This window comes from Jeotgalicoccus sp. WY2, assembly GCF_018437745.1.
Classification (GTDB): domain Bacteria; phylum Bacillota; class Bacilli; order Staphylococcales; family Salinicoccaceae; genus Jeotgalicoccus; species Jeotgalicoccus psychrophilus.
In genome coordinates this window covers 112,149-138,212 of the sequence record NZ_CP049818.1, presented here as the reverse complement: position 1 = coordinate 138,212, position 26,064 = coordinate 112,149, and the positions used below count along the sequence as shown (strand labels likewise).

The 26,064-nt window shown below is 42.0% G+C and carries 19 protein-coding genes, 1 other RNA gene and 7 pseudogenes; 7 read left to right on the top strand and 20 right to left on the bottom strand.

The annotated features are described in order from the left end of the window. Positions 1-56: 56 nt before the first annotated feature. The 8 genes and pseudogenes from alaS to G4D76_RS00685 all read right to left on the bottom strand — a co-directional run bounded on the left by alaS (position 57) and on the right by G4D76_RS00685 (position 8,201). A pseudogene (alaS, locus tag G4D76_RS00705) lies at positions 57-2,685 on the bottom strand (alanine--tRNA ligase). A 250-nt stretch (positions 2,686-2,935) separates the two neighbouring features. After that, the gene (locus tag G4D76_RS14040; RefSeq protein WP_250130063.1) at positions 2,936-3,085 is read right to left on the bottom strand and encodes a hypothetical protein; all 150 of its coding nucleotides are present in this window, start codon (positions 3,083-3,085) and stop codon (positions 2,936-2,938) included. 65 nt (positions 3,086-3,150) lie between these two features. After that, entirely contained in the window at positions 3,151-3,588 is a 438-nt protein-coding gene (locus tag G4D76_RS14035) for a hypothetical protein (protein ID WP_250130062.1), read from the bottom strand. Then, on the bottom strand, positions 3,543-5,291 hold the full coding sequence (locus G4D76_RS00700; RefSeq protein WP_250130061.1) for an SF1B family DNA helicase RecD2: 1,749 nt from the start codon (positions 5,289-5,291) through the stop codon (positions 3,543-3,545). Before G4D76_RS00700 ends, G4D76_RS14035 begins: the two co-directional genes overlap by 46 nt. A 6-nt stretch (positions 5,292-5,297) precedes the next feature. Beyond that, positions 5,298-5,594 carry a tetratricopeptide repeat protein gene (locus tag G4D76_RS14030; RefSeq protein WP_250130060.1) on the bottom strand — a complete coding sequence of 99 codons (297 nt, stop codon included), beginning with the start codon at positions 5,592-5,594 and terminating at the stop codon, positions 5,298-5,300. 92 nt (positions 5,595-5,686) lie between these two features. After that, positions 5,687-5,941 carry a hypothetical protein gene (locus tag G4D76_RS14025; RefSeq protein WP_250130059.1) on the bottom strand — a complete coding sequence of 85 codons (255 nt, stop codon included), beginning with the start codon at positions 5,939-5,941 and terminating at the stop codon, positions 5,687-5,689. Beyond that, a pseudogene (mnmA, locus tag G4D76_RS00690) lies at positions 5,941-7,044 on the bottom strand (tRNA 2-thiouridine(34) synthase MnmA). Before mnmA ends, G4D76_RS14025 begins: the two are co-directional and overlap by 1 nt. Before the next feature lie 23 nt (positions 7,045-7,067). Continuing rightward, positions 7,068-8,201 (bottom strand): cysteine desulfurase family protein, encoded by a 1,134-nt coding sequence (locus G4D76_RS00685; RefSeq protein ID WP_213810269.1) that lies wholly within the window; start codon positions 8,199-8,201, stop codon positions 7,068-7,070. A 126-nt stretch (positions 8,202-8,327) separates the two neighbouring features. On the opposite strand from G4D76_RS00685, the pseudogene G4D76_RS00680 reads away from it, so the two are divergent. Beyond that, positions 8,328-9,336 (top strand): annotated as a pseudogene (locus G4D76_RS00680) (LLM class flavin-dependent oxidoreductase). 324 nt (positions 9,337-9,660) lie between these two features. Here the strand turns inward: G4D76_RS00680 and G4D76_RS00675 are convergent. From G4D76_RS00675 to G4D76_RS00660, 4 genes and pseudogenes are all read right to left on the bottom strand, one after another. Beyond that, complete coding sequence (locus tag G4D76_RS00675) at positions 9,661-10,098, bottom strand: DUF2188 domain-containing protein (protein ID WP_213810268.1); 438 nt, start codon at positions 10,096-10,098, stop codon at positions 9,661-9,663. 60 nt (positions 10,099-10,158) lie between these two features. Further along, positions 10,159-11,037, bottom strand: coding sequence for a homoserine kinase (thrB, locus tag G4D76_RS00670; protein WP_213810267.1), 879 nt, complete (start codon positions 11,035-11,037; stop codon positions 10,159-10,161). 1 nt (position 11,038) lies between these two features. Continuing rightward, positions 11,039-12,099: pseudogene (gene thrC / locus G4D76_RS00665) on the bottom strand (threonine synthase). A 2-nt stretch (positions 12,100-12,101) separates the two neighbouring features. Beyond that, a complete protein-coding gene (locus G4D76_RS00660; RefSeq protein ID WP_213810266.1) occupies positions 12,102-13,310 on the bottom strand; it encodes a homoserine dehydrogenase in 1,209 nt (402 codons plus the stop codon). A 139-nt stretch (positions 13,311-13,449) separates the two neighbouring features. On the opposite strand from G4D76_RS00660, the gene G4D76_RS00655 reads away from it, so the two are divergent. The 3 genes from G4D76_RS00655 to G4D76_RS14015 all read left to right on the top strand — a co-directional run bounded on the left by G4D76_RS00655 (position 13,450) and on the right by G4D76_RS14015 (position 16,550). After that, positions 13,450-14,796: an aspartate kinase gene (locus tag G4D76_RS00655; protein ID WP_213810265.1), complete on the top strand. Its 1,347-nt coding sequence runs from the start codon at positions 13,450-13,452 to the stop codon at positions 14,794-14,796. Between the two features lie 75 nt (positions 14,797-14,871). Beyond that, positions 14,872-15,765 (top strand): ABC1 kinase family protein, encoded by an 894-nt coding sequence (locus tag G4D76_RS14020; protein ID WP_250130058.1) that lies wholly within the window; start codon positions 14,872-14,874, stop codon positions 15,763-15,765. 56 nt (positions 15,766-15,821) lie between these two features. Then, entirely contained in the window at positions 15,822-16,550 is a 729-nt protein-coding gene (locus G4D76_RS14015; RefSeq protein WP_250130057.1) for an AarF/ABC1/UbiB kinase family protein, read from the top strand. A gap of 54 nt (positions 16,551-16,604) precedes the next feature. Here G4D76_RS14015 and G4D76_RS00645 read toward each other — a convergent pair. Further along, a pseudogene (locus G4D76_RS00645) lies at positions 16,605-17,018 on the bottom strand (Rrf2 family transcriptional regulator). Between the two features lie 109 nt (positions 17,019-17,127). Between G4D76_RS00645 and G4D76_RS00640 the strand changes: the two are divergent. Further along, positions 17,128-18,360, top strand: a pseudogene (locus G4D76_RS00640) (replication-associated recombination protein A); the annotation flags it as partial. A gap of 303 nt (positions 18,361-18,663) precedes the next feature. Here G4D76_RS00640 and ssrS read toward each other — a convergent pair. The 3 genes from ssrS to G4D76_RS00625 form a co-directional block, all read right to left on the bottom strand. Further along, positions 18,664-18,856, bottom strand: a non-coding RNA gene (gene ssrS, locus G4D76_RS00635) — 6S RNA. Between the two features lie 27 nt (positions 18,857-18,883). Continuing rightward, positions 18,884-19,255 carry a helix-turn-helix domain-containing protein gene (locus G4D76_RS00630; protein ID WP_213810264.1) on the bottom strand — a complete coding sequence of 124 codons (372 nt, stop codon included), beginning with the start codon at positions 19,253-19,255 and terminating at the stop codon, positions 18,884-18,886. A gap of 26 nt (positions 19,256-19,281) precedes the next feature. Next, the gene (locus tag G4D76_RS00625) at positions 19,282-19,515 is read right to left on the bottom strand and encodes a cyclic nucleotide-binding domain-containing protein (protein WP_213810952.1); all 234 of its coding nucleotides are present in this window, start codon (positions 19,513-19,515) and stop codon (positions 19,282-19,284) included. A 380-nt stretch (positions 19,516-19,895) separates the two neighbouring features. Here G4D76_RS00625 and G4D76_RS00620 point away from each other — a divergent pair, with 380 nt between their 5' ends. Both G4D76_RS00620 and G4D76_RS00615 read left to right on the top strand, forming a co-directional pair. After that, positions 19,896-20,387 (top strand): cytochrome c oxidase subunit II, encoded by a 492-nt coding sequence (locus tag G4D76_RS00620; RefSeq protein WP_026858231.1) that lies wholly within the window; start codon positions 19,896-19,898, stop codon positions 20,385-20,387. Further along, positions 20,380-22,056, top strand: coding sequence for a b(o/a)3-type cytochrome-c oxidase subunit 1 (locus G4D76_RS00615; protein WP_213810263.1), 1,677 nt, complete (start codon positions 20,380-20,382; stop codon positions 22,054-22,056). The genes G4D76_RS00620 and G4D76_RS00615 overlap by 8 nt, the downstream gene beginning before the upstream one ends. A 21-nt stretch (positions 22,057-22,077) precedes the next feature. Here G4D76_RS00615 and G4D76_RS00610 read toward each other — a convergent pair whose 3' ends face one another. The 4 genes and pseudogenes from G4D76_RS00610 to hisS all read right to left on the bottom strand — a co-directional run bounded on the left by G4D76_RS00610 (position 22,078) and on the right by hisS (position 25,900). Continuing rightward, positions 22,078-22,353, bottom strand: coding sequence for a hypothetical protein (locus tag G4D76_RS00610; protein WP_213810262.1), 276 nt, complete (start codon positions 22,351-22,353; stop codon positions 22,078-22,080). Then, positions 22,340-22,810, bottom strand: coding sequence for a TMEM164 family acyltransferase (locus G4D76_RS00605; RefSeq protein WP_213810261.1), 471 nt, complete (start codon positions 22,808-22,810; stop codon positions 22,340-22,342). Before G4D76_RS00605 ends, G4D76_RS00610 begins: the two co-directional genes overlap by 14 nt. Before the next feature lie 64 nt (positions 22,811-22,874). After that, the gene (gene aspS / locus G4D76_RS00600) at positions 22,875-24,638 is read right to left on the bottom strand and encodes an aspartate--tRNA ligase (protein ID WP_213810260.1); all 1,764 of its coding nucleotides are present in this window, start codon (positions 24,636-24,638) and stop codon (positions 22,875-22,877) included. Then, positions 24,639-25,900: pseudogene (hisS, locus tag G4D76_RS00595) on the bottom strand (histidine--tRNA ligase). Positions 25,901-26,064 lie beyond the last annotated feature (164 nt).

Below are 26,064 nucleotides of genomic sequence, written 5' to 3'. Positions count from 1 at the left end.
AAAAAGCACTCCTATTCCTACTTCTGTATTTATTATTAATTATATCATCAACTGTGCTAAAGAAAATCTTTAATGTACTCGTCAACAAACTGTAATGCTGCTGTTATACTCTCGATATTTGTTCCGCCGCCCTGGGCCATATCCGGTCTTCCGCCGCCTTTGCCTCCGGCGATATTTGCCATACCTTTCATGATATCCCCTGCACGGACTTTTCCTGTTAATTCTTTCGGCACAGTAACGACGAGTGATACTTTATCGCCTGTTACTGCAGCAAGCGCTACAATTGCATCCTGATTCTGCGATTTGATTAAGTCCATCTGGTCGCGGAGATCTTTAGCATCTTTAGCTTCAACTTCTTTTCTAATGACAGTCACACCGTTTACTTGTGCTGTTGCATCGCTTAAATCATTCAGTTTTGACTGCTGAAGTTCAGCTTTCAGTTTATCGTAAACATCCTGCAGTTCTTTTTTCTCAGCAAGCAGCTGTGCAACCTTATGTTCAACATTGCTGACTTTCGACTTAACTGTAGCCGCAATATTTTCAACAGTCGTTTCATGCTCTTTGTAAATTCCAATTGCATATTTGCTCGTTACAGCCTCGATGCGTCTAATACCAGCACCGATTCCGCTCTCAGAAACAATTTTAAAAACGCCGATATCAGCAGTGTTTCTGACGTGAATACCGCCGCACAGCTCAACAGAGTATTGATCGATATCAACGACACGTACTACGTCGCCGTACTTCTCGCCGAACAAGGCCATAGCCCCTTTTTCTTTCGCTTGTGCGATCGGCATTTCTTCTATTGAAACATTTAAGCTTGCATATATTTTTTCATTAACGATATTTTCAATTGTTTCAAGCTGTTCTTCGCTTAACGATTCGAGGTGCGAAAAGTCGAAACGAAGACGCTCTGCCTGCACGAGTGACCCCGCCTGATTTGCATGCTCACCAATAACATCTTTTAATGCCTGGTGCATTAAGTGAGTTGCCGTATGGTTTTTCATGACGAAATTGCGTTTCTCGCTGTTTACTTCGAGCTTATACGTTTCTTTTGCTGTTAAAGTTCCTTCAACAACACGGATAACGTGAACGTTTTGTCCGTTAGGCGCTTTATAAACATAATCCACTTCAGCTTTGCCGTGTGCATTTGAGATTGTACCTGTATCAGCAATCTGTCCGCCGCTTTCAGCGTAGAAAGGTGTTTCAGCGAAGATTACTTCTACTGATTCTTCACCTCTATAGTCAGTGACGATTTTATCATTAGAAACGATGTACAACAGACTGCTTTCTGCTGTTTATTGTCGTAACCTGTAAATATGCTCGGTTCTGTAATTTCGCGGAATGTTTCCGACTGTACCTGCATTGAGTCTCCTGCTTTACGCGCCTGTCTTGCACGCTGTTTCTGAGCGGTCATTTCTTCATTGAAAGCCGCTTTATCGACAGTCAGTCCGTCAAGCGCTGCATATTCAACCGTCAGTTCAAATGGGAAACCATATGTGTCATAGAGTTTGAATGCATCTTTACCGGCAATTACTTTATCGCCTGACAGTGCATGGTCACGAAGATTCTGGTAAATTTTAATGCCGTCATCAAGCGTCGCAAGGAAACGGTCTTCTTCACCTTTTACAACATCTTTAATAAATGATGCTTTTTCTTTCACGTTCGGATAAAATCCGCCCATCACATCGCCGACAACATCTACAAGGTTATACATAAATGCTTTTTCAATTTTAAGGTCTTTACTGAATCTTACTGCACGGCGGAGTAATCTGCGGAGTACATAGCCGCGCCCTTCGTTTGAGGGCAGTGCGCCGTCAGCAACTGCAAATGTCACAGTTCTGATATGGTCGGAAATCACTTTAAATGCAGTGTCGAGTTCATCAGATTGACCGTATTTCTGTCCGCTGACTCTTTCTACTTCTTTAATGATTGGTACGAATAAATCTGTATCAAAGTTTGTTTGAGCATCCTGAATTACACTCACTATACGCTCAAGGCCCATTCCCGTATCAATATTTTGTTTCGGTAATGGTGTGTAGCTGCCGTCTTTATTATGGTTAAACTCACTGAATACCAGATTCCAGATTTCAAGATAACGTTCGTTTTCCCCGCCCGGATACATTTCCGCGAGCGGTGTTACTGTGTCATAATGCGCACCGCGGTCATAAAATATTTCACTGTTCGGTCCGCATGGTCCTTCACCGATATCCCAGAAGTTGCCTTCGATGCGGATAATGCGCGATTCATCCAGACCGATGACATTCTTCCAAATATTTAATGCATCTGTATCTTCGGGGTGTACTGTGACGTACAGTAAATCCGGATCAAATCCAATCCAGTCAGCGTGTGTCAGGAACTCCCAGGCCCGGACGATTGCTCTTCTTTAAAGTAGTCGCCGATAGAAAAGTTTCCGAGCATTTCAAAGAACGTATGGTGCCGTGCTGTGAAACCAACATTTTCAATATCGTTAGTACGGATTGCTTTTTGCGCATTAACAATACGCGGATTCTTTGGTACTACACGCCCGTCAAAATATTTCTTCAGTGTAGCAACACCCGAGTTAATCCAAAGAAGTGAATCATCATCGATTGGAACGAGCGGAGCACTGGGTTCAACCATATGGTCGTGTGCTTTAAAATAATCTAAAAACATCTGACGTACTTCATTGCCTGTTAATTTTTTCATCGTTATCACTCCTGTAATTTTATAAAAGAATACAAAAAAACCGCCCCTTAAGAAAAGGGACGATTGTTACCGCGGTACCACCCAAATTATGACTAAGTCATCACTTTAGCTTGTTTTAAACTGACTGAAAAACAGCACATATACGGATTATCATTGTTTTCACCAGCCACAATGTCTCTAAAATTAATTACCGCACATTCAAAATTTCAGCTTTTATTAATTACAATTATAATTTTTTAATCAATTAGTGTCAAACAAATTCATAAGGTGTGACACTTTCCATGCCAATCATCGGATCGACAGTCAGGTTTTCAACCATTTCTTCGGTTAAATACTCAGGCAGTTCTGACGGTTCTTTTTCGTATACTTTGCAGTATTTCTGCAAGAACTTCTGCAGCATCGTATTCCTTGGAATACCTTCACGTTTAATTGCCCCGTAAAATGCATTGGCATCGCCGCACAGAATTAAAGATTCTTTTGCCGTGTAATTCCCGTATATATAATATTCTCATCAGCATATGGTAATAGCTCGACACGATAGGCATAATCACTATCGGATACTCGCTCCCCTGCTTTATGAATACTCGTACAGTATGCGTGCGACAGTTCTGTTAAGTCACTGCGTTCATATGCAATTTTAGTATTGTCGTAGTCGACGACAAGTGTATCTTTATCAACGTCATCTTTATCTTTAAAATAAATGCCGTCGATAATGCCTGAGTCTCCGTTAAAGATATTATCTTCTGTCCGGTTAATCAGCTGAATAACTTTGTCGCCAGTCCTGTATACTTTATCTCCAAATTCAAGTTCACTTTTGTCTTCTGCTTCAGGATTTAAAATACGCTGCAGCAGCTGATTTAATGTGTTAATTCCTGCCGGGCCTCTGTAAATCGGCGCCAGCACTTGAATATCCCGCATGTCATAGCCTTTTTAACGGCTTTTGATACTACTGTATCGACGACCTCTGCAATCTGATTCGCAGCTGCAGGAATAAACAGTCTGTCTTTAAATTTATCGCTGATATTCATCGGTACTTTGTCGATATCATAAGCCAGTTTAACAATCGATGACCCTTCACCCTGACGGTATACTGTATCAAGAATTGTTGTTTTGATAGTGTCTGAACCGATTAAATCTTTAAACACCGTTCCAGGGCCGACTGACGGCAGCTGAGCACTGTCACCGACAAATACGAGTTTCGTGTGCGGCATAACGTTTTGCATAAACTGATAAAACAGCCACGTATCCACCATCGACATTTCATCGACGATGATCAGTTCGGCTTCAATTTCATTATCGATTATATCGTCGACAGCCGTATCCTGGCCCCAGCCGATTAATCGGTGAATCGTACTTGCTTCAATGCCGGATGTATCTGCCATCCGTTTCGATGCTCTGCCGGTCGGCGCCACGAGTTTAATCGGGTAATTTTTCGATTCGTAAGAATCGTAGTCTTCATATTCAAAAATTTCCTGATATAAAGTAATAATCCCTTTAACAATCGTCGTCTTTCCAGTCCCTGGACCACCGGTAATAATCGATACTTTTTCAGTTAAGGCGTTTAAAATTGCAGCCCGCTGATTATCGTTGTAATCAATCGACAGTGTCTTTTCAATATCTTTTACTACATCTTTAGCAGTATCCAAATCAATTTCATCATGATTATCACGGAGAGTATGACTGAGTTTCTCAGCTGCTTTGTGTTCTGAATAATAAATATTCGGCAGCGTGACCCGGTTTTCGGTAATAATCAGCTTTTTATTCAGTGCGAGCTGCTCCACAGCGACTGCTACGTCTTCACTTCTGAAATACATATCGCCTGTATTCAGACGTTCAAGCGTTTTCTCCTCAAGCTCATCATGCATAATATACGTATGACCAATGCTCGTAATTTCATCGCTCAGCGTATACATCACTCCGGCGACGAGACGTTCCGGATCACTTGGTGCAATACCTGCATTGATAGCAATCTGATCAGCTTTTTTAAAACCGATTCCAAAAATATCACTAACGAGCTGATACGGGTGATTCTGCAGCACGTTTAATGTGTCTTCTTTATATGTATCGATAATTTTTGAGCGTTTTGACGGCTCAATGTTTAATTTAATCATGATTAAATAAGCTTCATCAGCTACATTTGAACTGCGGACTGTTTCTGTAATCTGCAGTTTTTTTGTCTTTGTTAATCCTCTTACTTCATTTAGAGCATTGTCGTCTTTAGCAATCTTACTCAATGCATCCAGCCCGAGTGCTTCGACTATTTTTTCTGCGGTCTTTGTCCCGATACCGGGGAATTTATCGCTTGAGAAATACTGGACCAGCCCGTGGCTGGTATTCGGTATTTCCTTTTTAAATTCAGTAGCACTGAACTGCTCGCCAAAGCGTGCGTGCATCGTTACTTTGCCTGTGAATTTATAGCTTTCGGTTTCCTCGATATCGTGAAAATGACCGGTGACAATCGCATCCTCTTTAAATTGAGTATTCGTTTTCGTCACGTTGACACGCAGCACGTGAAAGCGCGTATCTTCACTCATGAAGATTACACGGTCCACATCACCGATAATATAAAGTTCATCATATATAGATGTCTGTGCATCAGGTGTCATAATAATCTACTCCAGCTCTTTAAATTTTTTCAATGCATGATGTGCCAGGTGATGGTCAGCCTGAATATCAATTGCGCGCTTAAAGTGCCTCTCGGCCGCTTCGATGTCGTCATCTTTCATATACGTCGCGAGACCGAGATTATATTCGGCATCTGCGTGATTTGTTTTCTCTGTGACTAATGTTAACAGCTTCTGCGCCGGTTCGTACTGTTCAAGCTGGCACAGTGTCAAGCCGTATTCGAAACTGATATCCATATCTTCCGGTTCGTTTTTATGAGCAGTATCAAAAAAAGGAATACTCATTAAAAAATCGCCGGTATTGACGTATGAACGTGCAATCATAAAGTTTAAATCACTGTCTTCATAATGTTTATCATAGACATTTAAATAAAGCGTCAGTGCTTCTTTATAACGTTCTGCGTTAAATACAGATTGGCAAGCGTGTAGCCTGCACTGAAACTCTCAGGCTTCAGTACAAGGGCCTGCTGGAGAAAGCGTTCCGCTTCCTCAATTTTACCGATCTGACTCAGCACCACTGCACCATTAATATAGTGTGTTTCATCTTTCGGATTCTCATCAATTGTTTTAAAAATAATTTCCAGTGCCTTTTCATGTTCCCCTGCTTCAATATGCTTCTGATAATCAAACATTACGCAAGGTACTCCAGAGCTTCTTCGTTACGGAATACTTTATCGATTGTTGCGCCGCCGATTACTGTCTCACCGTCGTATAACACAACAGCCTGACCCGGAGTCACCGCGCTTGCACTGTCATAAGATACTTCAATCAGATCGTCTCCAAGGACTTTAACAGATACAGGCACATCTTTTTGACGGTATCTAAATTTAGCAGTACATTCGAAGGCTTCAGCAACAGGATTTATAAAGTTCACTTCACTTGCTATCAGACTAGTTGACAGCAGTGCTTCGTGGTGATCTCCCTGTACTACGTATAATTCATTGTTTCAAGGTTCTTGCCGGCTACGAAATACGGTCCGCCGTCCTCCGCCGATACCAAGCCCTTGACGCTGGCCAATTGTGTAGTACATTAAACCGTCGTGTTTACCTTTGTCTTCGCCGGTTTCCATATTTATCATGCGTCCTGGATTTGCAGGCAGATAGCTGCTTAAGAACTCTTTAAAGTCTCTTTCGCCGATAAAGCAAATACCGGTAGAGTCTTTTTATCTTTCGTTGCAAGATCGTATTCATGTGCCAGTCTACGGACTTCAGGCTTTTCTAAGTGGCCGAGCGGGAACATTACTTTCGACAGCTGTTCTGTTGTCAGCTGATTTAAGAAATATGTCTGGTCCTTGTTGTTATCCACACCGCGCAGCATCTGTACGCCATTTTCGTCGTGTGTCACACGCGCATAGTGACCCGTTGCGACATAGTCTGCGCCGAGTTTCATTGCGTGATCTAAAAATGCTTTAAATTAATTTCTTTGTTACACATTACATCCGGGTTCGGTGTGCGGCGGCCTTTTTATATTCATCAAGAAAATACTGGAATACACGGTCGTGATATTCTTTTTCAAAGTTTACAGAATAAGGAATACCGATTTCTTCCGCAACGAGTCTCACATCTTCGTAATCATCCGTTGCTGTACATACTCCAAATTCATCCGTGTCATCCCAGTTTTTCATAAATATTCCGACGACATTGTAACCCTGTTCGAGCAGTAATTTAGCCGTCACTGAAGAATCGACGCCCCGCTCATTCCACCAACAAACAGTCGTGTCTTTATTATTTAAAATACTTCCTTTCTTATCCTTTAAAATTATATAAATCCATTCGAGTCGAGACCCGTATAAATATCTTTTAGTTTTGCTGCTATATATTTCATATCTTTCTCAGCTAATTGTTCTCCGAAACTGAAACGTATCGAACTTCTCGCACGGTCTTCATCGTACATTGCTTCAATAACATGAGACGGCTGTACTGTACCGGCGTTGCATGCTGAACCGCCGGAAGCATATATTCCTGCCATATCCATCGCTGTTAACAGATACTCGGATGTGCTCCAGGGGAAATATAAATTAACGATATGATGCGTCTGTGTCCGGGCACTGCCGTTTATTTTAAACGGCACATCCTGCTGTTTAAGCTCTGTAAGCAATGTTTCTTTTAATGCTTGAAGAACAGCTGAAGTTTCTTCACGGCTCGTTTTGGCTTTGTGCATCGCTAAACTCATCGCATGTGCATATAATGTATTTTCTGTACCTGCACGCCGTTCACGCTCCTGCGAGCCGCCTGTAATTATTCTGTTCAGATGGGTATTGCGTTTTATGAACAAAACACCGATGCCTTTTGGTGCATGCAGCTTATGACCGCTCAATGTAAGAAAATCGCAGTCCAGAGTGTTTACATTTACCGGCAGCTGTTTAAATGCCTGTACTGCATCAACGTGCAGCAATGCATTGCTGTCTTTTACCGCTTCACTGATTTCTGCCATCGGCTGAATTGTGCCTGTTTCATTATTTACCATAATAATCGACACAAGTTTTGTTTGTTCTGTCAGTGCGTTTCTCAGCTCATCGATATTAATTCGACCATTTTCATCGACGCTTAAATAAGTCACATCAGCAGTCTTTTCCACATCAGCGTATGTTTCTTTTACAGAAGCATGTTCAACTGCTGTCGTAATAATATGCGGATTATCATAGTAACTTGTAATACCGCGGATGACCATATTATTCGCTTCAGTAGCACTGCCTGTGAATACTATTTCATCTGGCTTGGCACCAAGCTCTTGTGCAACATTTTTACGCGACGTTTCGTAAAACGCCTTGGCTTCTTTGCCGATACGGTGAATGCTTGACGGATTGCCGAATTTATCCGCGTTATCGAGCATACTTTTTAAAATTTCTTTATCTATAGGAGTCGTGGCTGCATAATCCACATAAATTGACATGTTATCCCTACCCATCATCTACATTTAATTCTTATAGATTTTACCACGTTCAAGCAGATATTTATACTTTTCTGTTTGGTTATAAGAGAATACTATATGATAGATAATTTAGTTGGAGGTCTCAAGATGACAAAGAAAATAAATATTTCAGTACTTAATTTAGTACCTGTCCGCGAAGGCTCAAATGCAACAGGTGCATTTGAAGATATGATAAAGCTCGCAAAATGTAGACGGCTCAAGTTACCAGCGCTACTGGATATCTGAACACCACAATATGATATCCGTCGCATCGAGTGCAACGCGCCAGCTGATTCAGCATATTCTTCAGAACACTGAACATCTCCGCGTCGGGAGCGGCGGGGTCATGCTGCCAAACCATTCACCATATATTGTAGCTGAAGAATTCGGTACGCTGCACGCCATATTCGGCGACCGTCTGGATTTAGGTCTTGGACGTGCACCAGGAACGGATATGCTGACAGCAAATGCCATCCGCCGTAACAATCATGATGGTGTATTTTCATTTAAAGATGAAATTGAAGAGCTGCAGAGATATTTATCGAACTCAGGCACATCCCTTGTTGCCTATCCCGGCAAGAATACAAACATTCCAATTTATGTACTCGGTTCATCTACGGATTCTGCACATATCGCAGCGAGCCTCGGTCTGCCTTATGCATTCGCGGCACACTTTGCACCGGCACAGATGAAAGATGCATTTACAATTTATGAAAACAACTTTAAACCGAGCAAACAACTGTCTGAGCCGTATAAAATGGTTTCTAATAATGTGATCTTAGCGGATACTAATGTTCAGGCTGAGTATTTGGCAACAACACACTACCAGAATATACTCGGCATGTTCAGAAGTTCCCGTCAGCTGCTTCAGCCCCCGGTCGACTCAATGGACGGCATCTGGTCACCGCGTGAAGAACACACAATCAACACACAATTCCCGCTGCAGTTCTTCGGGACGAAAGAAGATGCTCTGCAGCAGCTTAAAGACTTCCAGCAAGAATTCAATGTTGATGAAATTATCGCAGCAGCATATATTTATGATGTCGATCAGTTATTGAAATCATATGACATATTCGAAGAAGCAGTGAAGGAATATAACGCAGAAATTGAAAAGTAAAATTTAAACAGCAGGATTGCCTTTTGAAGGTAATTGTGCTGTTTTTTTGCTGTAAATAAAGCCTCCGGTTAACAACGGCGTTTCCCCGTTGTGATTCCAGGGCTTCCGGTTAACAACGGCGTTTCACCGTTGTGATTCCAAGGCTTCCGGTTAACAACGGCGTTTCCCCGTTGTGATTCCAAGGCTTCCGGTTAACAACGGCGTTTCCCCGTTGTGATTCCAAGGCTTCCGATTAACAACGGCATTTCCCCGTTGTGATTCCACATCTGTTATACAAATATACATACAAAAAAGGGCTGATTATCAGCCCTTCCACAATTAAATTTATTCTTTTTTGCCGTCTTTCGTATACGTCACGACGTTCGATTCTTTGTTAACAGCAATCTCACGAGCGCGCTCCACAGCTTCGGTCTTATATTTATAAGTTCCGGCTGCGCGCTCTGCCTTAACAGATTTTACTGTCCATTCTCCCGCTTCATCATCGTATGATACTACAACGTCTTCATCCAGCAGATCCGGATTGGCGCTGTCAGTATCGTGAGAATCATTTTTCGATGGATTTGGCTCTTCGTCAAATTCTTTCAGTTCTATTTCCGATGCGTTTTCGTACCAGTCTTTGCCTTCAGACGTTGCAATCGGAATTGCGCGGTCTTCACTGTAGCCGCTGTCTAAAAGTGCGTTCGCAATATCGATAATCTTTTTGCGCTGTAAAGCATCAAAGTTCTTCAGTGAATCGGGATAGTCCTGCATATTCCACGCCATGGTATCAGTCCTTTTTTATAATTAAGTTAGCTAATACCAGTTTTCCCTTTTAACTGTTTGTTAAACGCCCGACTTCGTATACACACTCACAATTTCATGATGAACATCTTCGACAGACTGCAAATTTTTAAGTACTGCATTAAGCGCATCTTCTTCAGCCAGCGTCAGCACCGTCGGTCCTGCCCCGCTGATTACTGTGGCGAGTGCCCCTGAACCGAGTGCCGCAGCTTTAATGTCATCGAATTCTTTAATCAACGGCTGGCGGTATGGCTCATGGAAGCTGTCTTTCATCATCAGCTCGCCCATCAGTTTGTAATCTTTATTATGCAGTGCCAGAATCATCACGTTCGCAAGTGCATTTTGCGCGACTGCTTCATTTCTCGTATAAGCATTCGGCAGCACATCTCTCGCGTCTTCTGTATTAATTTCATATTCAGGGACGCTGACAATTAAGCCGAGATTATCCAGATTTAGATGATAGTAAAACAACTCGCCCTGCTGGTAATAGCCGACGAATGCCCCGCCTGTAATACACGGGCCGATGTTATCAGGATGGCCTTCGATTTCACAGCCGATAAGCACTTTATCGTACTCGGATAAATTTAGTTCTAAAAAGTGGTCGGCGATTTCAATGCCCGCAACGATGGCACTGGATGACGACCCGAGGCCGTGCGATAAAGGAATCTCACTCTGCATTTCAATATGCAGCGCCGGCAGTTCCCTGCCGTATTTTTTTGCAATATTTTGTGCAGTTGTAAAGACTAAGTTTGTCTCATCTGACGGCAGCACTGATAATGAGAAGTCTTTAAATGATACTTTAAATTCGTCTGAAATATTTGCTTCGATATACAGAAATTTATTAACAGCGACACCGATTGAGTCAAATCCGAGTCCGAGGTTTGCACTCGACGCCGGTATTTTTAACGATAAATCAGCCATTTTACTGTTCTAAACTTTCAATATATTCAACGATAATTTCTTCATCCAGCGGTAATTTCTTCGGCTGATCCAGTGCAACTTCCATCGCTGTATCTGGATCTTTCAAACCGTTGCCTGTCAATACAGTAACGACTGTCGACCCTTTTTCAATACTCCCGTTTTCAACTGATTTAATGACACCTGCAAGTGAGGCAGCTGAACCCGGTTCACAGAATACGCCTTCTGTTGATGCGACCAGTTTATATGCAGAGAGGATTTCTTCATCAGTCACAGAATCAATTTTACCGCCTGACTCATCGCGTGCCGCTACTGCTTTATCCCAGCTGGCCGGATTGCCGATACGAATTGCAGTTCCGACAGTTTCAGGATTTTCGATAACTTTATCTTGCACGATTGCTGCTGAGCCTTCTGCTTCAAAGCCGTACATTTTCGGCAGCGATGACCCTTTTTTCTCATATATTCTTTAAATCCTTTCCAGTAAGCCGCAATATTTGCAGCATTGCCGACAGGAATACATAAATAGTCCGGCGCTTTTCCTAAAGCATCAACGACTTCAAATGAAGCTGTTTTCTGGCATTCGATACGGTATGGATTCAACGAGTTAACGAGTTCGATGCCTTCGTTGTCATCAGAAATTTTACGCACAATTTTTAGTGCATCATCAAAGTTTCCTTCAATCGTTACTGTTTTCGCACCAGACATCATCGCCTGCGTTACTTTGCCGAGAGCCACTTTCCCTTCAGGCAGCACAACGATTGAGTTTAAACCTGCGCGTGCTGCATAGGCAGAAGCTGCTGCAGAAGTATTACCAGTGGACGCACAGATTACAGTATGTGCACCGTTCTCCTTCGCTTTAGCGACTGCGAGCACCATGCCGCGGTCTTTAAATGAACCTGTCGGATTTAAACCTTCGAACTTGGCATGCAGTTCAATACCGAGCTGCAGAGAAATCTTTTCAAGTTTAATCAATGGAGTATTTCCTTCATACAAAGTCAGTTCCGGTGTGTTTTCTGTTACAGGTAAATATTCTTTATATTCTTTTAAGACACCTTGCCACGTCATTATTATTCAGCTCCATTTATTTTATACACTGCTTCAACTGCAAATGCATCTTTAATTTTTTGTAATACTGTTCCGCTCATTTTAACTGTTCTTAATGTAACTTCCTGTGTATCAATAATATCAAACTGCACATCAAGCGATGATAAAAATGCTTGAACATCATGTAAAGATTCGTTAAATCTTAAATAATACGCGCTGTCTGGAAGTTCTTCAGACAGCATACCGTTTTCTTCAGGTACATTTTTCGCTGCCGTTTGAATCACAGCACTGTTAATCATGTCACTGACTACAGCTGAAGCAGTCTCATAGCTGCCTGCACCTGGGCCGTAGAACATTGCTTCGCCGATCATGTTGCCGTTAACGAACACAGCATTTTTTTCATAGTGCACATTCGCCAGCTGATGTGTTGTTTCAACGAATATCGGTTCAACTGCAAGATTGTATTTGCCTTCGATATCTTCAGCGACACCGAGCAGCTTTAATGTTAAACCAGCACTTTTGGCAAGCTCAATATCTTTTATATCCACAGTGGAAATACCGTTTAATTTCACCTGATCGAGCGTAAATTTTTTATCGAATGCGAGACGTGCAAGAAGCAGTGTTTTACGTGCGGCATCAATACCTTCAACGTCAGCCGTCGGATCCGCTTCAGCATAGCCGATGGCCTGTGCATCTTTCAATGCATCATCGTAGTCCCAGCCGTCAAATGCCATTTTCGATAAAATATAGTTTGTCGTACCATTTAAAATACCCATAACCTTTGAAATCTTATTGGCATTTAAACTGTGCAACATCGTATGAATAATCGGAATACCCCCCGCTACTGCCGCTTCATAATATAAAACCGTATTATTTTGTGCAGCCGTATTCTCAAGCTCATCTATATGCACAGCAAGCATATCTTTGTTCGCTGTTACAACCGGTATGCCTTTTTCTAAAAATTTATTAATAATATCTTTCGTGCTGTCAATACCGCCCATTACTTCGACAGCAAGATCAATATCTGCATTTTCAATTTCGGTAATATCATCGGTCACCCGAATCCCTGATACATCAGCAGTTCTGGTTTTCGTCGTATCCGTAACCAGAACATGGGTAATTTTAAAGCTCACCCCTGTCGATGAATGTATCAAATCTTCGTTTTCTCGTATTAAATTAACGACACCGCTGCCCACGGTGCCCATGCCGAGTAAAGCAATTTTCTTATCCATAGTGACCTCCAATATTAATTAGTATAAATACTCATATTAGAGCGGTTCGTAAAAAAACTCAAGTGATTATTCAGAAAACTCTACACTTTTCTAATCTTTTCATGTAATAATCAGCTAAACTAATAAAAAAAGGTGTTAATTGAAAGTAGCTAAATTTGGTGGAAGTTCCCTATCTAATGCAAGTCAAATAAAGAAAGTCGCATCCATAGTTCAAAACGATAAAGATATTAAAACAATTGTTGTCAGCGCACCCGGTAAACGTCACGATGATGATGTTAAAGTGACCGACATGCTTATCGCACTGTACACAAATAAAGTTGCGGGCATTGATACCGATGACGCTTTAAAAGAAATAAAACGGTATAAATCAATTAGTGAAGAATTATCAATCGATCCGTCGCTGCTCGATGATTTCGAGCGTATTTTATCGGATTACTTAAATACAATTGATGATAACGCTGTACTGCTCGATGCGCTGAAATCGCGTGGTGAAGATTTCAATGCCCGTCTGATTACTGCATACTTAAATTCGCTTGGCATCCGTGCGAAGTACGTATCGCCTGAAGAAGCTGGTATTAAAGTGACAAACACACCGGCAAATGCCCGTTTAATTCCGGCGTCATACGATGATATTAATAAATTAAAAGACTACCCGGAAGACGTCCTTATTATCCCGGGCTTTTACGGCATCGCAGACAACGGCAATATCGTGACCTTTGCACGCGGCGGCTCCGATATTACTGGGGCAATTATTGCACGCGGCATCGGTGCGGATATTTACGAAAACTATACGGATGAGTCACACATTTACGCAGCTCACCCCGGTATTATCGATAATCCGTATAAAATCGAAGAGATTACTTACCGAGAAATGCGTGAACTGGCATATGCCGGTTTCGGTATTTTCCACGATGAGGCCCTTGAGCCGCTGTATCAGGAAAAAATCCCGGTAATGATCCGCAATACGAATGAACCCCATATCGAAGGCACAAAAATTGTTCCGGAGCGCACGCTTGATCCGGATATTCCAGTTATCGGTTTCAGCTGTGATGAAGGATTTACTTCAATCTCACTGCACAAATATTTGAATAAAGAAATTGGTTTTACACGTTGTATCCTGCAGATTCTTGAAGACTATCAGATTTCTTATGAGCATATGCCTTCAGGTATCGATGATATTTCTATTATCATGCGCTCGAATCAGTTTGAAAATAATAACTCACTCGATAAAATCATAGAGGAAATAAATCTGCAGCTTGAACCTGAATGGATTGAAGTTGAAGAAGATTTGAGTCTGCTCTTTATCGTCGGACTTGGTATGGCACGCCAGATTGGTATTGTCAGCCGCGTTACGGCTGCTCTCGCAGCAGAAAAAGTAAACATTCGCATGATGAATCAGGGCTCTACAGAGTACAGCATGATGTTCGCTATTAAGACTGAACATCACAAACCTTCAATCAGAGCGTTATTCAAGGAATTTTTCTAAGGGATTATCCTTTAACTAAAATACGTGCACATCTATAATGGAAAGTAGTATTTAAATTTTAGGAGTGACAGGCATATGAGTCTTCAGACACGGGTAAATTATATTAACCGATACCGCGAAATTGCAATGCAGTTTTCAAAAAGCGGACTCGGCTTCCTTATAGAAGAAATCGGCCTGGACCGTGTGATTTCACTGCCTAAGCGTATTTTAATGCGCCAGCAGAATAATGACGTTCTCGAGAAAACGTATGCAGAAAGAATTCGCATCTTTATCGAAGAGATGGGCACGACATTTATTAAACTCGGACAGATTGCCTCAACGAGAGCCGATCTGCTTCCGCCTGACTTAATTAAAGAACTGGAAAAGCTTCAAAGCCATGTGGCACCCTTCCCGGCAGCTGAAGCACGCAGATTAATTGAGGAATCACTCGAAGCACCGATTGATAAGCTCTTTATGATATTTGATGATGAGCCTGTCGGTTCAGCGTCAATTGGGCAGGTTCACCGTGCAATGCTGCACACCGGCGAGGATGTAGCTGTAAAAGTTCAGCGTCCAAACATTGAAAAAACTGTCCGTACAGATCTTGAAATACTCCGTCATCTGGCGCTTGCTGAATCCAATCTGGAATGGGCACGTAACTATCAGGTGACCGACATGATTGAAGAATTTTCCGATGCGCTGATTAATGAGCTCGACTATACAATCGAAGCACGTAATGTTGAACGTATAGGGAAAACTCACAAAAATGACGCCAATATAAAAATCCCTGAAATATACTGGGAATATTCTACAAAAAATGTCATGACGATGGATTTCATTAAAGGTATACCTGTAAATCACTTTGACAAGCTTGATGAGATGAATATTAACAGGAGTGAACTTGCAGATACTCTGGCAAAAGCAATATTCCAGCAGATTTTTGAAGAAGGATATTTCCACGGCGACCCGCATCCCGGAAACGTGTTTTAGAAGACGGCACGCTCGTCTTTTTAGACTTCGGGATGATCGGCAGGCTGACCAGCGATTTGAAAAACAACTTCGGTTCCCTGCTCATATCACTGATGCGAAAAGACTCCTCCGGGATTGTCAAAGCGATTGTTAAAATGGGTGTTGTCCCGAGTGACGTATCGATGCGGGACTTAAACCGCGAAGCAGAGATTATGCGGGACAAGTATTACGATGTGCCGCTGGCAAAACTCAATTTCAGCGAAGCAGTAAATGACTTATTCGGGATTTCCAATAAGTATAAAATTAAACTGCCGCAGGACTTTACTATTCTGGCGAAAACCCTGTTAACACTGGAAAGTGTTGTCAGTCAGCTGGATCCGGATTTCAGTATTATGGATGTTGCCGAACCATTCGGTAAAGCACTTATGCTGGAACGCTACAATCCGAAAAATCTGCTGAACTTCCAAATCGATGAAGTACAGCAGCTTGCCAACGAGTTAAGAGAAGTGACAGAAAATGTCCATACGTTCTCCAAAGGACTTAAAAACCAGAACCTGCCGATTGAAATCGATGTTAAAGGACGATCGCAGTTTTCAAAGCATCTCGACAGAGTCATTAACAGACTGTCGTTCAGTATTGTGCTCCTCGCTTTCAGTATAGTAATGGTCGGCTTAATCGTCGGTTCGGCAATACTCGGTGAAGGCAGTATCATCTTCAGAATTCCGATTATAGAAATCGCCGCGATATTTGCTATGGGTATGTTCGCATGGCTGTTATGGTCTATCGTTAAATCCGGACGGTTTTAAATTAAAAATCGCACTTGCTCGTATACGAGTCAGGTGCGATTTTTATTAGTATTATTAAATATAGAACATATAGCCGTCGAAGTCGTCCGTATCATTATCGACGATATCGTGCAGGGTCGTATGATCCAGCACATCGTTCACTGCATCTCTGATACGTTTCCACAGGAAACTTTCATTTTTAGTTTCATGGTTATCAGCATCGACAATCAATATTTTCTTCAACTGCACTGAATACCTGACCAACTGTAATTTCGTCGGGGGCAAAATTCAGCTCATAGCCGCCGTAAGCACCTCTCGTACTTTTAACCAGACCGTCTTCTTTAAGTTGGCAACAATCTGCTCTAAATAGAGATCACTGATGTCGCGCTCTGTTGCGACAGACTTTACACTGCGTTTTTTAACGCCGTAATCTTTCGCAAGCGTCAGCATAAAATATAAACCATATCTTCCTCTTGTGGATATTTTCATTGTTACACCTCAATAATTTTAGTTCATGTACTTTTTATATTATAATTAAATATAACATATCTTTTAAAATAAGGTGAAATACTATGAATAAAAACCATTAAGTTACCGTATGCGCCCCGAGTCGATTGACGAAGTCCTCGGCCAGCAGCATCTTGTCGGAAAAGGCGGTATTATCAGAAGAATGGTCGATGCGAAACGACTGTCTTCTATGATACTGTACGGACGCCCGGCATTGGTAAAACCAGTATCGCCAGCGCGATTGCAGGTTCAACTAAATATAAATTCCGCACGCTGAACGCCGTGACGGATACAAAGAAAGATATGCAAATTGTTGCAGAAGAAGGGAAAATGAGCGGCAGCGTTATTCTGCTGCTTGATGAAATTCATCGACTCGATAAGGCGAAACAGGATTTCCTGCTTCCGCATCTTGAAAAAGGCACGATTATTTTAATCGGAGCCACAACATCCAATCCTTTTCATGCCATTAACCCTGCCATCCGTTCGAGAACTCAAATCTTCGAACTTGAACCGCTGATATTGAAGATATAAAAACTGCCATTCACCGTGCTTTAAACGATGCAGAACGCGGACTCGGTGAATACAATATCGAAATAGAAGACGACGCTGTTGAACACTTTGTCACATCAGCCCATGGTGACGTCCGAAGCGCACTAAACGCGCTCGAACTTGCAGCTTTAAGCACTGAAAAAAACGATGATGAAGTAATTAAAATAACACTCAAGGACGCACTCGACTGCATGCAGAAAGCTGCATTTCTGCATGATAAAGACGGCGACATGCACTACGATGTTATGAGCGGGCTGCAAAAATCGATCCGCGGCAGTGACGTCGATGCCTCACTGCACTATCTCGCGCGACTGATTGAAGCAGGAGATCTTGTGACGATAGCAAGACGCCTCCTAGTTATCAGTTACGAAGACGTATCATTAGCTAATCCAAATATCGCATCACGCACACTCGATGCAATTATCAGTGCAGAGCGGCTTGGTTTCCCGGAAGCGAGAATCCCTTTATCGCAGGCAGTTATTGAACTCGCACTCTCACCAAAATCGAATACAGCCATCTCAAGTATCGATAATGCACTGTCAGACGTACGAAAAGGCCGCAGCGGCGCCGTGCCGAGACATCTTCGCGATGGTCATTACAAAGGTGCTAAAGAGCTCGGCAATGCGGTTGGTTACAAATTCCCTCACAATCATCCAAACCACGTCGTCGCTCAGCAATATCTGCCTGACACGCTGATTAATCAGCGCTACTATAAAGACGACGGCATCAGCAATACGAAGCATCGCTGAACGAGACTTATCATAATTTGAAGAAAATGAACAAAGACTCAGATTACGGGAAGAAAGAAATAGTTTTAGTTAAACCCCGTCCTTTTTGGCGGGATTTTTTAATGTCCTTAATACTTATTATGGAAATAATCATCGCTCATTGACTGAGTAAACCCACTACACCGGTCAGTGAGTTCCACGGTGGCACCAAAACCAAATGCGCGCCACCGAAATCTCACGGTAGCGCGCGCTCTATATAACTTTTATAATAACTCGAGTAAAATTATTAATTTTTAGAAAACACATAAAAACTACATAAAAATAGCCACCAAGTAAACTTGGTGGCTACCGAAATACCCAATGTAAGCCGTGTGTTATAGTTGATTATTTTGGCCTGCTATTTGCAGGTGGGTGCCCTGTTTCCAACTCCAAACGTCCTATTACGTTCATAGGCTTGTTTTTTGAAGGAAAACCAATTAAGCTCCCGAAAAAAAGTGTTAGGTCAAAATATAAGTCAACACATCACGAACTCTTCAGGATTTTCTATTAATTTAATAATACCATATATTTTTATATGTAAACTAAAAAGCATGAAAGCGCTTTAAAAAACTGGCACACATCTATATGACAGTTTTCACAGTTGATTAAATGACGTAATTTATCCATGTCATGTATCGTAATTATCTTCTGCTCGACAGATATAACCCCTTGTCTTTTAAGATCCCCGAGCAGTCTGTTTATGACTTCTCTCGACGTGCCGCAAATCAGTCCGAGTTCCTGATTCGTAATTTTTATAGTAATACGGATCCCTTCCGGAACTGTTTCTCCAAAAGAATTCGACAGCCGGTTTAAATTCGAACACAACGCCCCGAGTTTGCCGTATATTACGCTATCACGTATTTTCGTAATCGCGCGCTGACGGTCTATTTCTATCCAGCGCATCCACTCTGTTTTTATTTCTTCGTTATTTAAAACGAGCCCTTCAAACTCTTTTGAGGAAGTCTGTATACCGTAATATCAGTTTTCGCCTTCGCTGAAGCTGTATGCGCCTTAGGCCCGCAAAACAGCGTCACTGCTCCGAATATCCCTTTTTCCTTTAGCAGGCTGGTTGCGAGTTCTGCACCCTCTGCATGCATTCTGCTGATAAAAACCTGTCCTTTTTGAATGATATAATATAAGCAGTCGGATCGCCCGGATGGTATATAAACTCACCCTTCTTAAACGTAATTCTATTACCGTTTTTTTCGATTTGGCTAATGAGCTCGTCAGGGTAAAAATTATTTTATTAGTCATTTTCTGCTCCCTCGTCATTTGCTTAAATATTATCACAAAATGTGAGATTTATCACTTTTTTATAATGAAAGAATTTTACAATTTACCTATACAAAACGTCTGAAAAAGAAGGTGAAATCATAGCTGAAGAACAGGACAGAAAAAAAGAAGAAGAAAAGCACGATGAAGATGATCATCACAACTTGATTTACGAGGTACCTTTATGATGGTTATGGCAATTGGCGGACTGATGCTTTTAAGCTGGTTCGCTGTATTTATATATTTATGGAAGGATGTAAGGTGAACCGATATGCATAAATACGAAAAGATATGGATTTCTTTAGGAACAGCTTCTCTTGCAATATTTTTAATTATTTTAGGTATTTCAGCTGTTCACGGCGGACATACGCCGGCTGCAAGCGGTATTGAAACAATTCATCCGGAACATATCCGTGAAGATGCACGGTTCAGTGAGCCGGGCTTGAAGAAAGCAACTGAAGGCGATTACGACTATGATCTGTACTTTATCGCCAGTGCTTTTATGTACGAACCAGGGGAAGTCGAAATCCCTGCAGGTTCTACCGTAAAAATACACGTGACCAGTCCTGACGTTGTTCACGGTTTTCAAGTGGTTGGCACGAACATTAATATGATGGCGGAACCGGGCTTAATTTCTACATATGAGATGACATTTGATGATCCCGGTGAGCATCTTATCGTCTGTAATGAATATTGCGGCGTCGGCCATACGGATATGACATCGACGCTGAAAGTAGTAGATGGAGGTACGGATCATGACTAACTATACCGGTTCTGAAATTTTCTCAAGTAAGACAAGAGTAAATCCGAAAGATGGAAAACTCGTCTTAGCGAACATGTTCTGGGTCGCTTTTGCTTTATTAATCGGCGGCACTGCCGGTCTCTTGCAGACACTCGTCCGTTCCGGCCATTTTGAATTGCCGTTTGGCATCGGCTACTATCAGCTATTAACATTGCACGGTGTAATCCTTGCGCTCGTAATGACATTCTTTTTCATCATGGGTTTTCAGATCGCAGCCTTGTCGAGAACTGCAGGAGCATTTAACAATAAAGAGCGTACGCTCGGCTGGATTGGTTTCTGGGTAATGACAGTCGGAACCTTAATGTCCGCTGCAATGATCGCAATGAATGAAGCATCTGTTTTATATACATTCTACGCACCGCTGCAGGCGCATGTTCTTCACTACATCGGCCTCACACTTGTTATTGTCGGCACATGGGTTTCAGTTGCCGGACAGCTGATGAGATATTTCAGATGGCGTAAAGAAAACAAAGGACATAAAACACCGCTCTTAAGCTATATGACTGCAATTAACAATGTCATGTGGATCGTCTGTACTATCGGTGTGGCAACTACTGTAATATTCCAGTTTATTCCATGGTCACTCGGCTGGGTTGAAACGATTAACATTACGCTGAGCCGTACTTTATTCTGGTACTTCGGACATCCGCTCGTTTACTTCTGGCTGCTCCCTGCCTATATGGTATGGTACGCAGTAATTCCGAAAGTACTCGGGACAAAAGGTTTTTCTGATAACCTGGCCCGTGTCTCTTTCGTGCTGTTTTTATTTTTCAGTATTCCCGTCGGTATTCACCACCAGCTGGTGGATCCGGGAATCGATGCATTCTGGAAAGGTCTGCAGGTTGTACTGACGTTTATGGTCATCATTCCTTCACTGATGACTGCATTCAGTATGTTTGCTGTATTTGAAACATACGGACGCAAACAGGGCGCTAAAGGACTGCTTGACTGGTTTAAAAAGCTTCCTTGGACAGATGCACGTTTCGTACTCGTATTCATTGGTATGCTGTTCTTCATTCCAGGCGGTCTCGGCGGTATTATTAATGCCTCAGGCCAGATGAACCAGGTCGTTCACAATACAATATGGATTGTCGGACACTTCCATATTACAGTTGGTGCGCCGGTTATTCTGACATATTTCGCTGCAATGCTGTTCCTGCTGCCGCACATTACAGGCAGAAAAATCGATAAAATTGCTAACAGACTTGGCCTGTTCCTCGCCTACACTTGGGCGCTCGGCATGGGAATCATGTCATTGGCGATGCACTGGGCTGGCCTTCGCGGCGCACCAAGACGCTCTACATATTCAGAGTACGGCGGAGCTGAAGTGGCCACAGAATGGATTACCTATCAGGTCATGCAGGCTGTCGGCGGATCATTTCTGTTTATCGCAATCATTATCGCAATTCTGATGTTCTTAAAATTGATTACCGGCCCTAAAGCAGATGACATTGAAGAATTCCCGGTAGCAATGTTTATGGACCAGGACGCACCTGTTGTTAAATGGGTGGAAAACTGGCGCTTGTTAATTATTATTACAATATTCCTTATACTGATTGCATATACAGTACCGATTACACAAATGTTTACAGAAGAAATTCCAGGAGCCAAAGGCTTTAAACTCTGGTAAATACTAAAGGAAACACCAGTTTTATACCGGTGTTTCCTCTTTTGTGTTTTCAGTTTTATTTTTTCTGCTGTTAAATAAATTAACACTTAAACGAACAATTAATGCGACAATCACAAAGCCGATTCCTATCCCGAACATATTCAAAGAGAAATAAACCGGCTCGCTCAAATCATGCAAAAATGGTCTGTCTTCTGTATAGAAATAATTGCTGCCGATAGCGTTGTTCAAGAGCTGCATACCGGTTAAATAAACAGCAAATAATATTGCGGACTGGAATGCCCCTCTAAGTGACGGCACAAATCCGTTTGTAAAATACCGGATAATCGGATAAACGATAATCAAACTGTGCAGCATAAAGAACGACATACCCCATGTGCAGTGCCGGTGAAATACCAACAGGGTATACGAAAGATGCATATGCAAATAATCCGAAATAGAAAATTACCTGATCGAGCCATTTCTTTTTAATGAAAAATTGAATAATGATTAAGTAACACACTAGTCTGCAGATATGCAGAGGGAGTGAATCTGTTACAGTAAACTCACCGATTATAAGGTAATAACTGACACTTACGATTCGCTGAACTACAGCAAAAATCAATATACCGATCATTACACGCCCGGAATTTTCTTTAATCTGATTCCGAAATTTAAACAGTAAAAATAAAATAATTGATATACCAAGCAGATAGCTCACATGGTTGAAATCACCTATCTGTACCGTCTGTGCATTTGGATCAAGAAATGACTGCATATACGCCTCCTTCAAAATAAAAAAGATAAACTAAGATCATACAATCTTAGTTTACCCAATTCTCTTAGTCTTTATCAACTGCCACGTCGATATGAAGTTCTTTTAACTGTGCTGCCGATACATCTGACGGTGCATTCATCATCAGATCGCTCGCATTTTGTGTTTTAGGGAATGCAATAACGTCGCGGATATTATCAGAACCTGTTAAAAGCATTACAAAACGGTCAAGACCGTATGCAATTCCGCCGTGCGGCGGTGCGCCGTACTGGAATGCTTCAATCAGGAAACCGAACTGGCTGTCTCGTTCTTCATCAGTGAAACCAAGTGCTCTGAACATTCTCTCCTGCAGTTCTGCATCACTGATGCGGATAGAGCCCCCGCCAAGTTCATAGCCATTCAGTACGATATCATATGCATTCGCTTTAACTTCATGCGGTGCAGTTTCAAGCTTGTCGATATCTTCTTTTTTAGGCGAAGTAAACGGATGATGTGCTGCAAAGTAGCGTCCGAGATCTTCGTCGTATTCGAATAATGGCCAGTCAGTAACCCAGATAAAGTTAAACTGTTCTTTATCAGTTAATCCAAGGTCTTTACCAAGTTTATTGCGCAGGTTGCCGAGTGCTGCATGTACAACGGAGTCTTTATCTGCTACGAATAATACAAGATCATCAGTTTTCAGAGACAGTGTTTCAGACAATTCCTGTTTCTTCTCATCGTCGAAGAATTTAGCAATCGGCCCCTGCAGTCCGTCTTCATTTACTTTCATCCACGCAAGACCTTTTGCTCCGTAGTTTTTCACGAATGCTTCAAGTTTGTCGATGTCTTTACGCGAAAAATCAGGTGCAGCGCCTTCTACAACAATCGCCTTAACAGAACCGCCTGATTCAACCGCTGCTTTAAATACTTTAAAGTCAACGGTGCTGCTGAATTCGCTTAAATCCTGAAGTTCCAGTCCAAAGCGTGTATCCGGCTTGTCTACACCGTAGCGTGCCATTGCGTCATCATACGTAATACGCGGAAACGGTGCAGGAATGTCGAGACCTTTAACCGTTTTCATCACATACTGAATCAGACGCTCGTTCATGTCGATAATATCTTCCTGATCGGTGAATGATTTCTCAATATCGATTTGTGTAAACTCAGGCTGTCTGTCAGCACGGAGGTCCTCATCGCGGAAACATTTAACAATCTGGTAGTAGCGTTCCATCCCCGACAGCATTAACAGCTGTTTGTAAATTTGCGGTGACTGCGGCAAGGCGTAAAACTCACCCGGGTGAACACGTGACGGCACTAAATAGTCACGCGCACCTTCAGGTGTTGATTTAGACAGTACAGGTGTTTCAATATTCATGAAATCTTCCTGAGCTAAAAAGTCTCTGACTGCTTTATTAATTTTAGAACGTGTTTTTAAAATCCCCTGCAGTTTTGGACGGCGTAAATCAATATAACGGTATTTCAGACGCGTATCTTCATTAATATTATCGTCACTTACTTGGAATGGCGGTGTTTTAGCTTTCGCCAAAATTTCAATTTCTTCAGCATAAACTTCTATTTCACCGGATTCAATATTTTTGTTAATCTGTTTTGCGTCACGTTTTTTAACAGTACCTTTAATATCAACGACGAATTCTGTACGGATTTTATCGGCAATCGTTAACGCTTCTTTAGATACGTCAGGGTTAAAGACCACTTGAATCAGCCCGTTTTTATCTCTTAAATCGATAAAAATCAATCCGCCAAGGTCACGTCTTTTTTGTACCCAGCCCTGCAGATGAACTGATTCTTCAACTGTTTTTGTAGTCACTTCATTGGAATATATTCTTGTCATCTATATTTCCTCCAGTGTATTAATTATTTCTTCAAATGATAATTTCTCTGTTTCACCTGTCGCCATTTCTTTCAGGTCTGCCTGACGGCTGTTTAATTCATCTTCGCCAAGTACGATAGTATAGCGCGCATTTTTTCTGTCAGCATCTTTCATCTGTGCTTTCAGTTTACGGTTTTCGTAGTCCATATCCGCACTGACACCGCGGGAACGTAATTTGTGAAGCAGTGTACCTGCAGTATCACGTGCTTGATCAGTCATTGTGCAGACATAAATATCGATACCTTTATTTTCTGGAATATCGATGCCCTCTGCTTCAAGTGCCAGGAGCAGACGCTCAATGCTTAAAGCAAAGCCGATCCCAGTCTTATCAGGACCATCTATCATTTCTAAGAGACCATTGTAGCGTCCCCCCCGCATAATGTCGTAATGGCGCCGAAGCCTTCAGCATCACTCATCAGTTCAAACGCCGTGTGCGTATAATAGTCGAGTCCGCGTACGAGATTGTAATCGACTTCGTATTTAATATCCAGTTCGTCAAGTTTTGACTTAACCGTTTCAAAATATTCTTTTGACTCATCATTTAAATAATCGTAAATACGCGGTGCTGATTTAACAAGCTCGTGATCACGATCTTTTTTACAGTCGAGAATACGCATTGGGTTTGAATCAATACGCATCTGACAGTCGTGACAGAACTCATCGATACGCGGAGAGAAGTGCTCTACAAGAGCTTTGTTATATTGTGCTCTGCTGTCAATATCACCGATGGAGTTAATGACCAGCTTCAGATTTTTAAGGCCGAATGACTGGTAAATGTGCATCAGCATACTTAGAATTTCTACATCGATCAGCGGATCTTCAACACCGATTGCCTCAACACCAAACTGTACAAATTGGCGATAACGCCCTTTTTGTTTACGTTCATAGCGGAACATCGGCGCTACATAGAATAATTTAACCGGCTGTTCAACGTTGTGCTGCATTTTATTTTCAATGTAGCTGCGTGCTACCGGTGCAGTACCTTCCGGACGCAGTGTTAAGCTGCGGTCGCCTTTATCCTGAAATGTATACATTTCTTTATTTACTATATCCGTTGAGCCCCCTACTGCTCTGACAAACAGCTCAGTCGATTCGAACATCGGTGTACGAATTTCATCGTAGTTATAATTTTTCGCAATTTCGTGAAGTTTTTTCTCGATAAACTGCCATTTATATGAATCTTTTGGCAAGATGTCCTGTGTGCCTCTTGGTACCTGTATCATAATTATCACTCCTGATTTTTTTATAAAAAAATAAGTCCCCTATACCGAAAAACGGTATAAGGGACGAAATGGTCGTGTTGCCACCCTAAGTTCAGCACAAAAGTACTCTCTATTACAGATAACGGCTGTGACCGCTGTATATACAGCTTCTATCACCGAAGTGT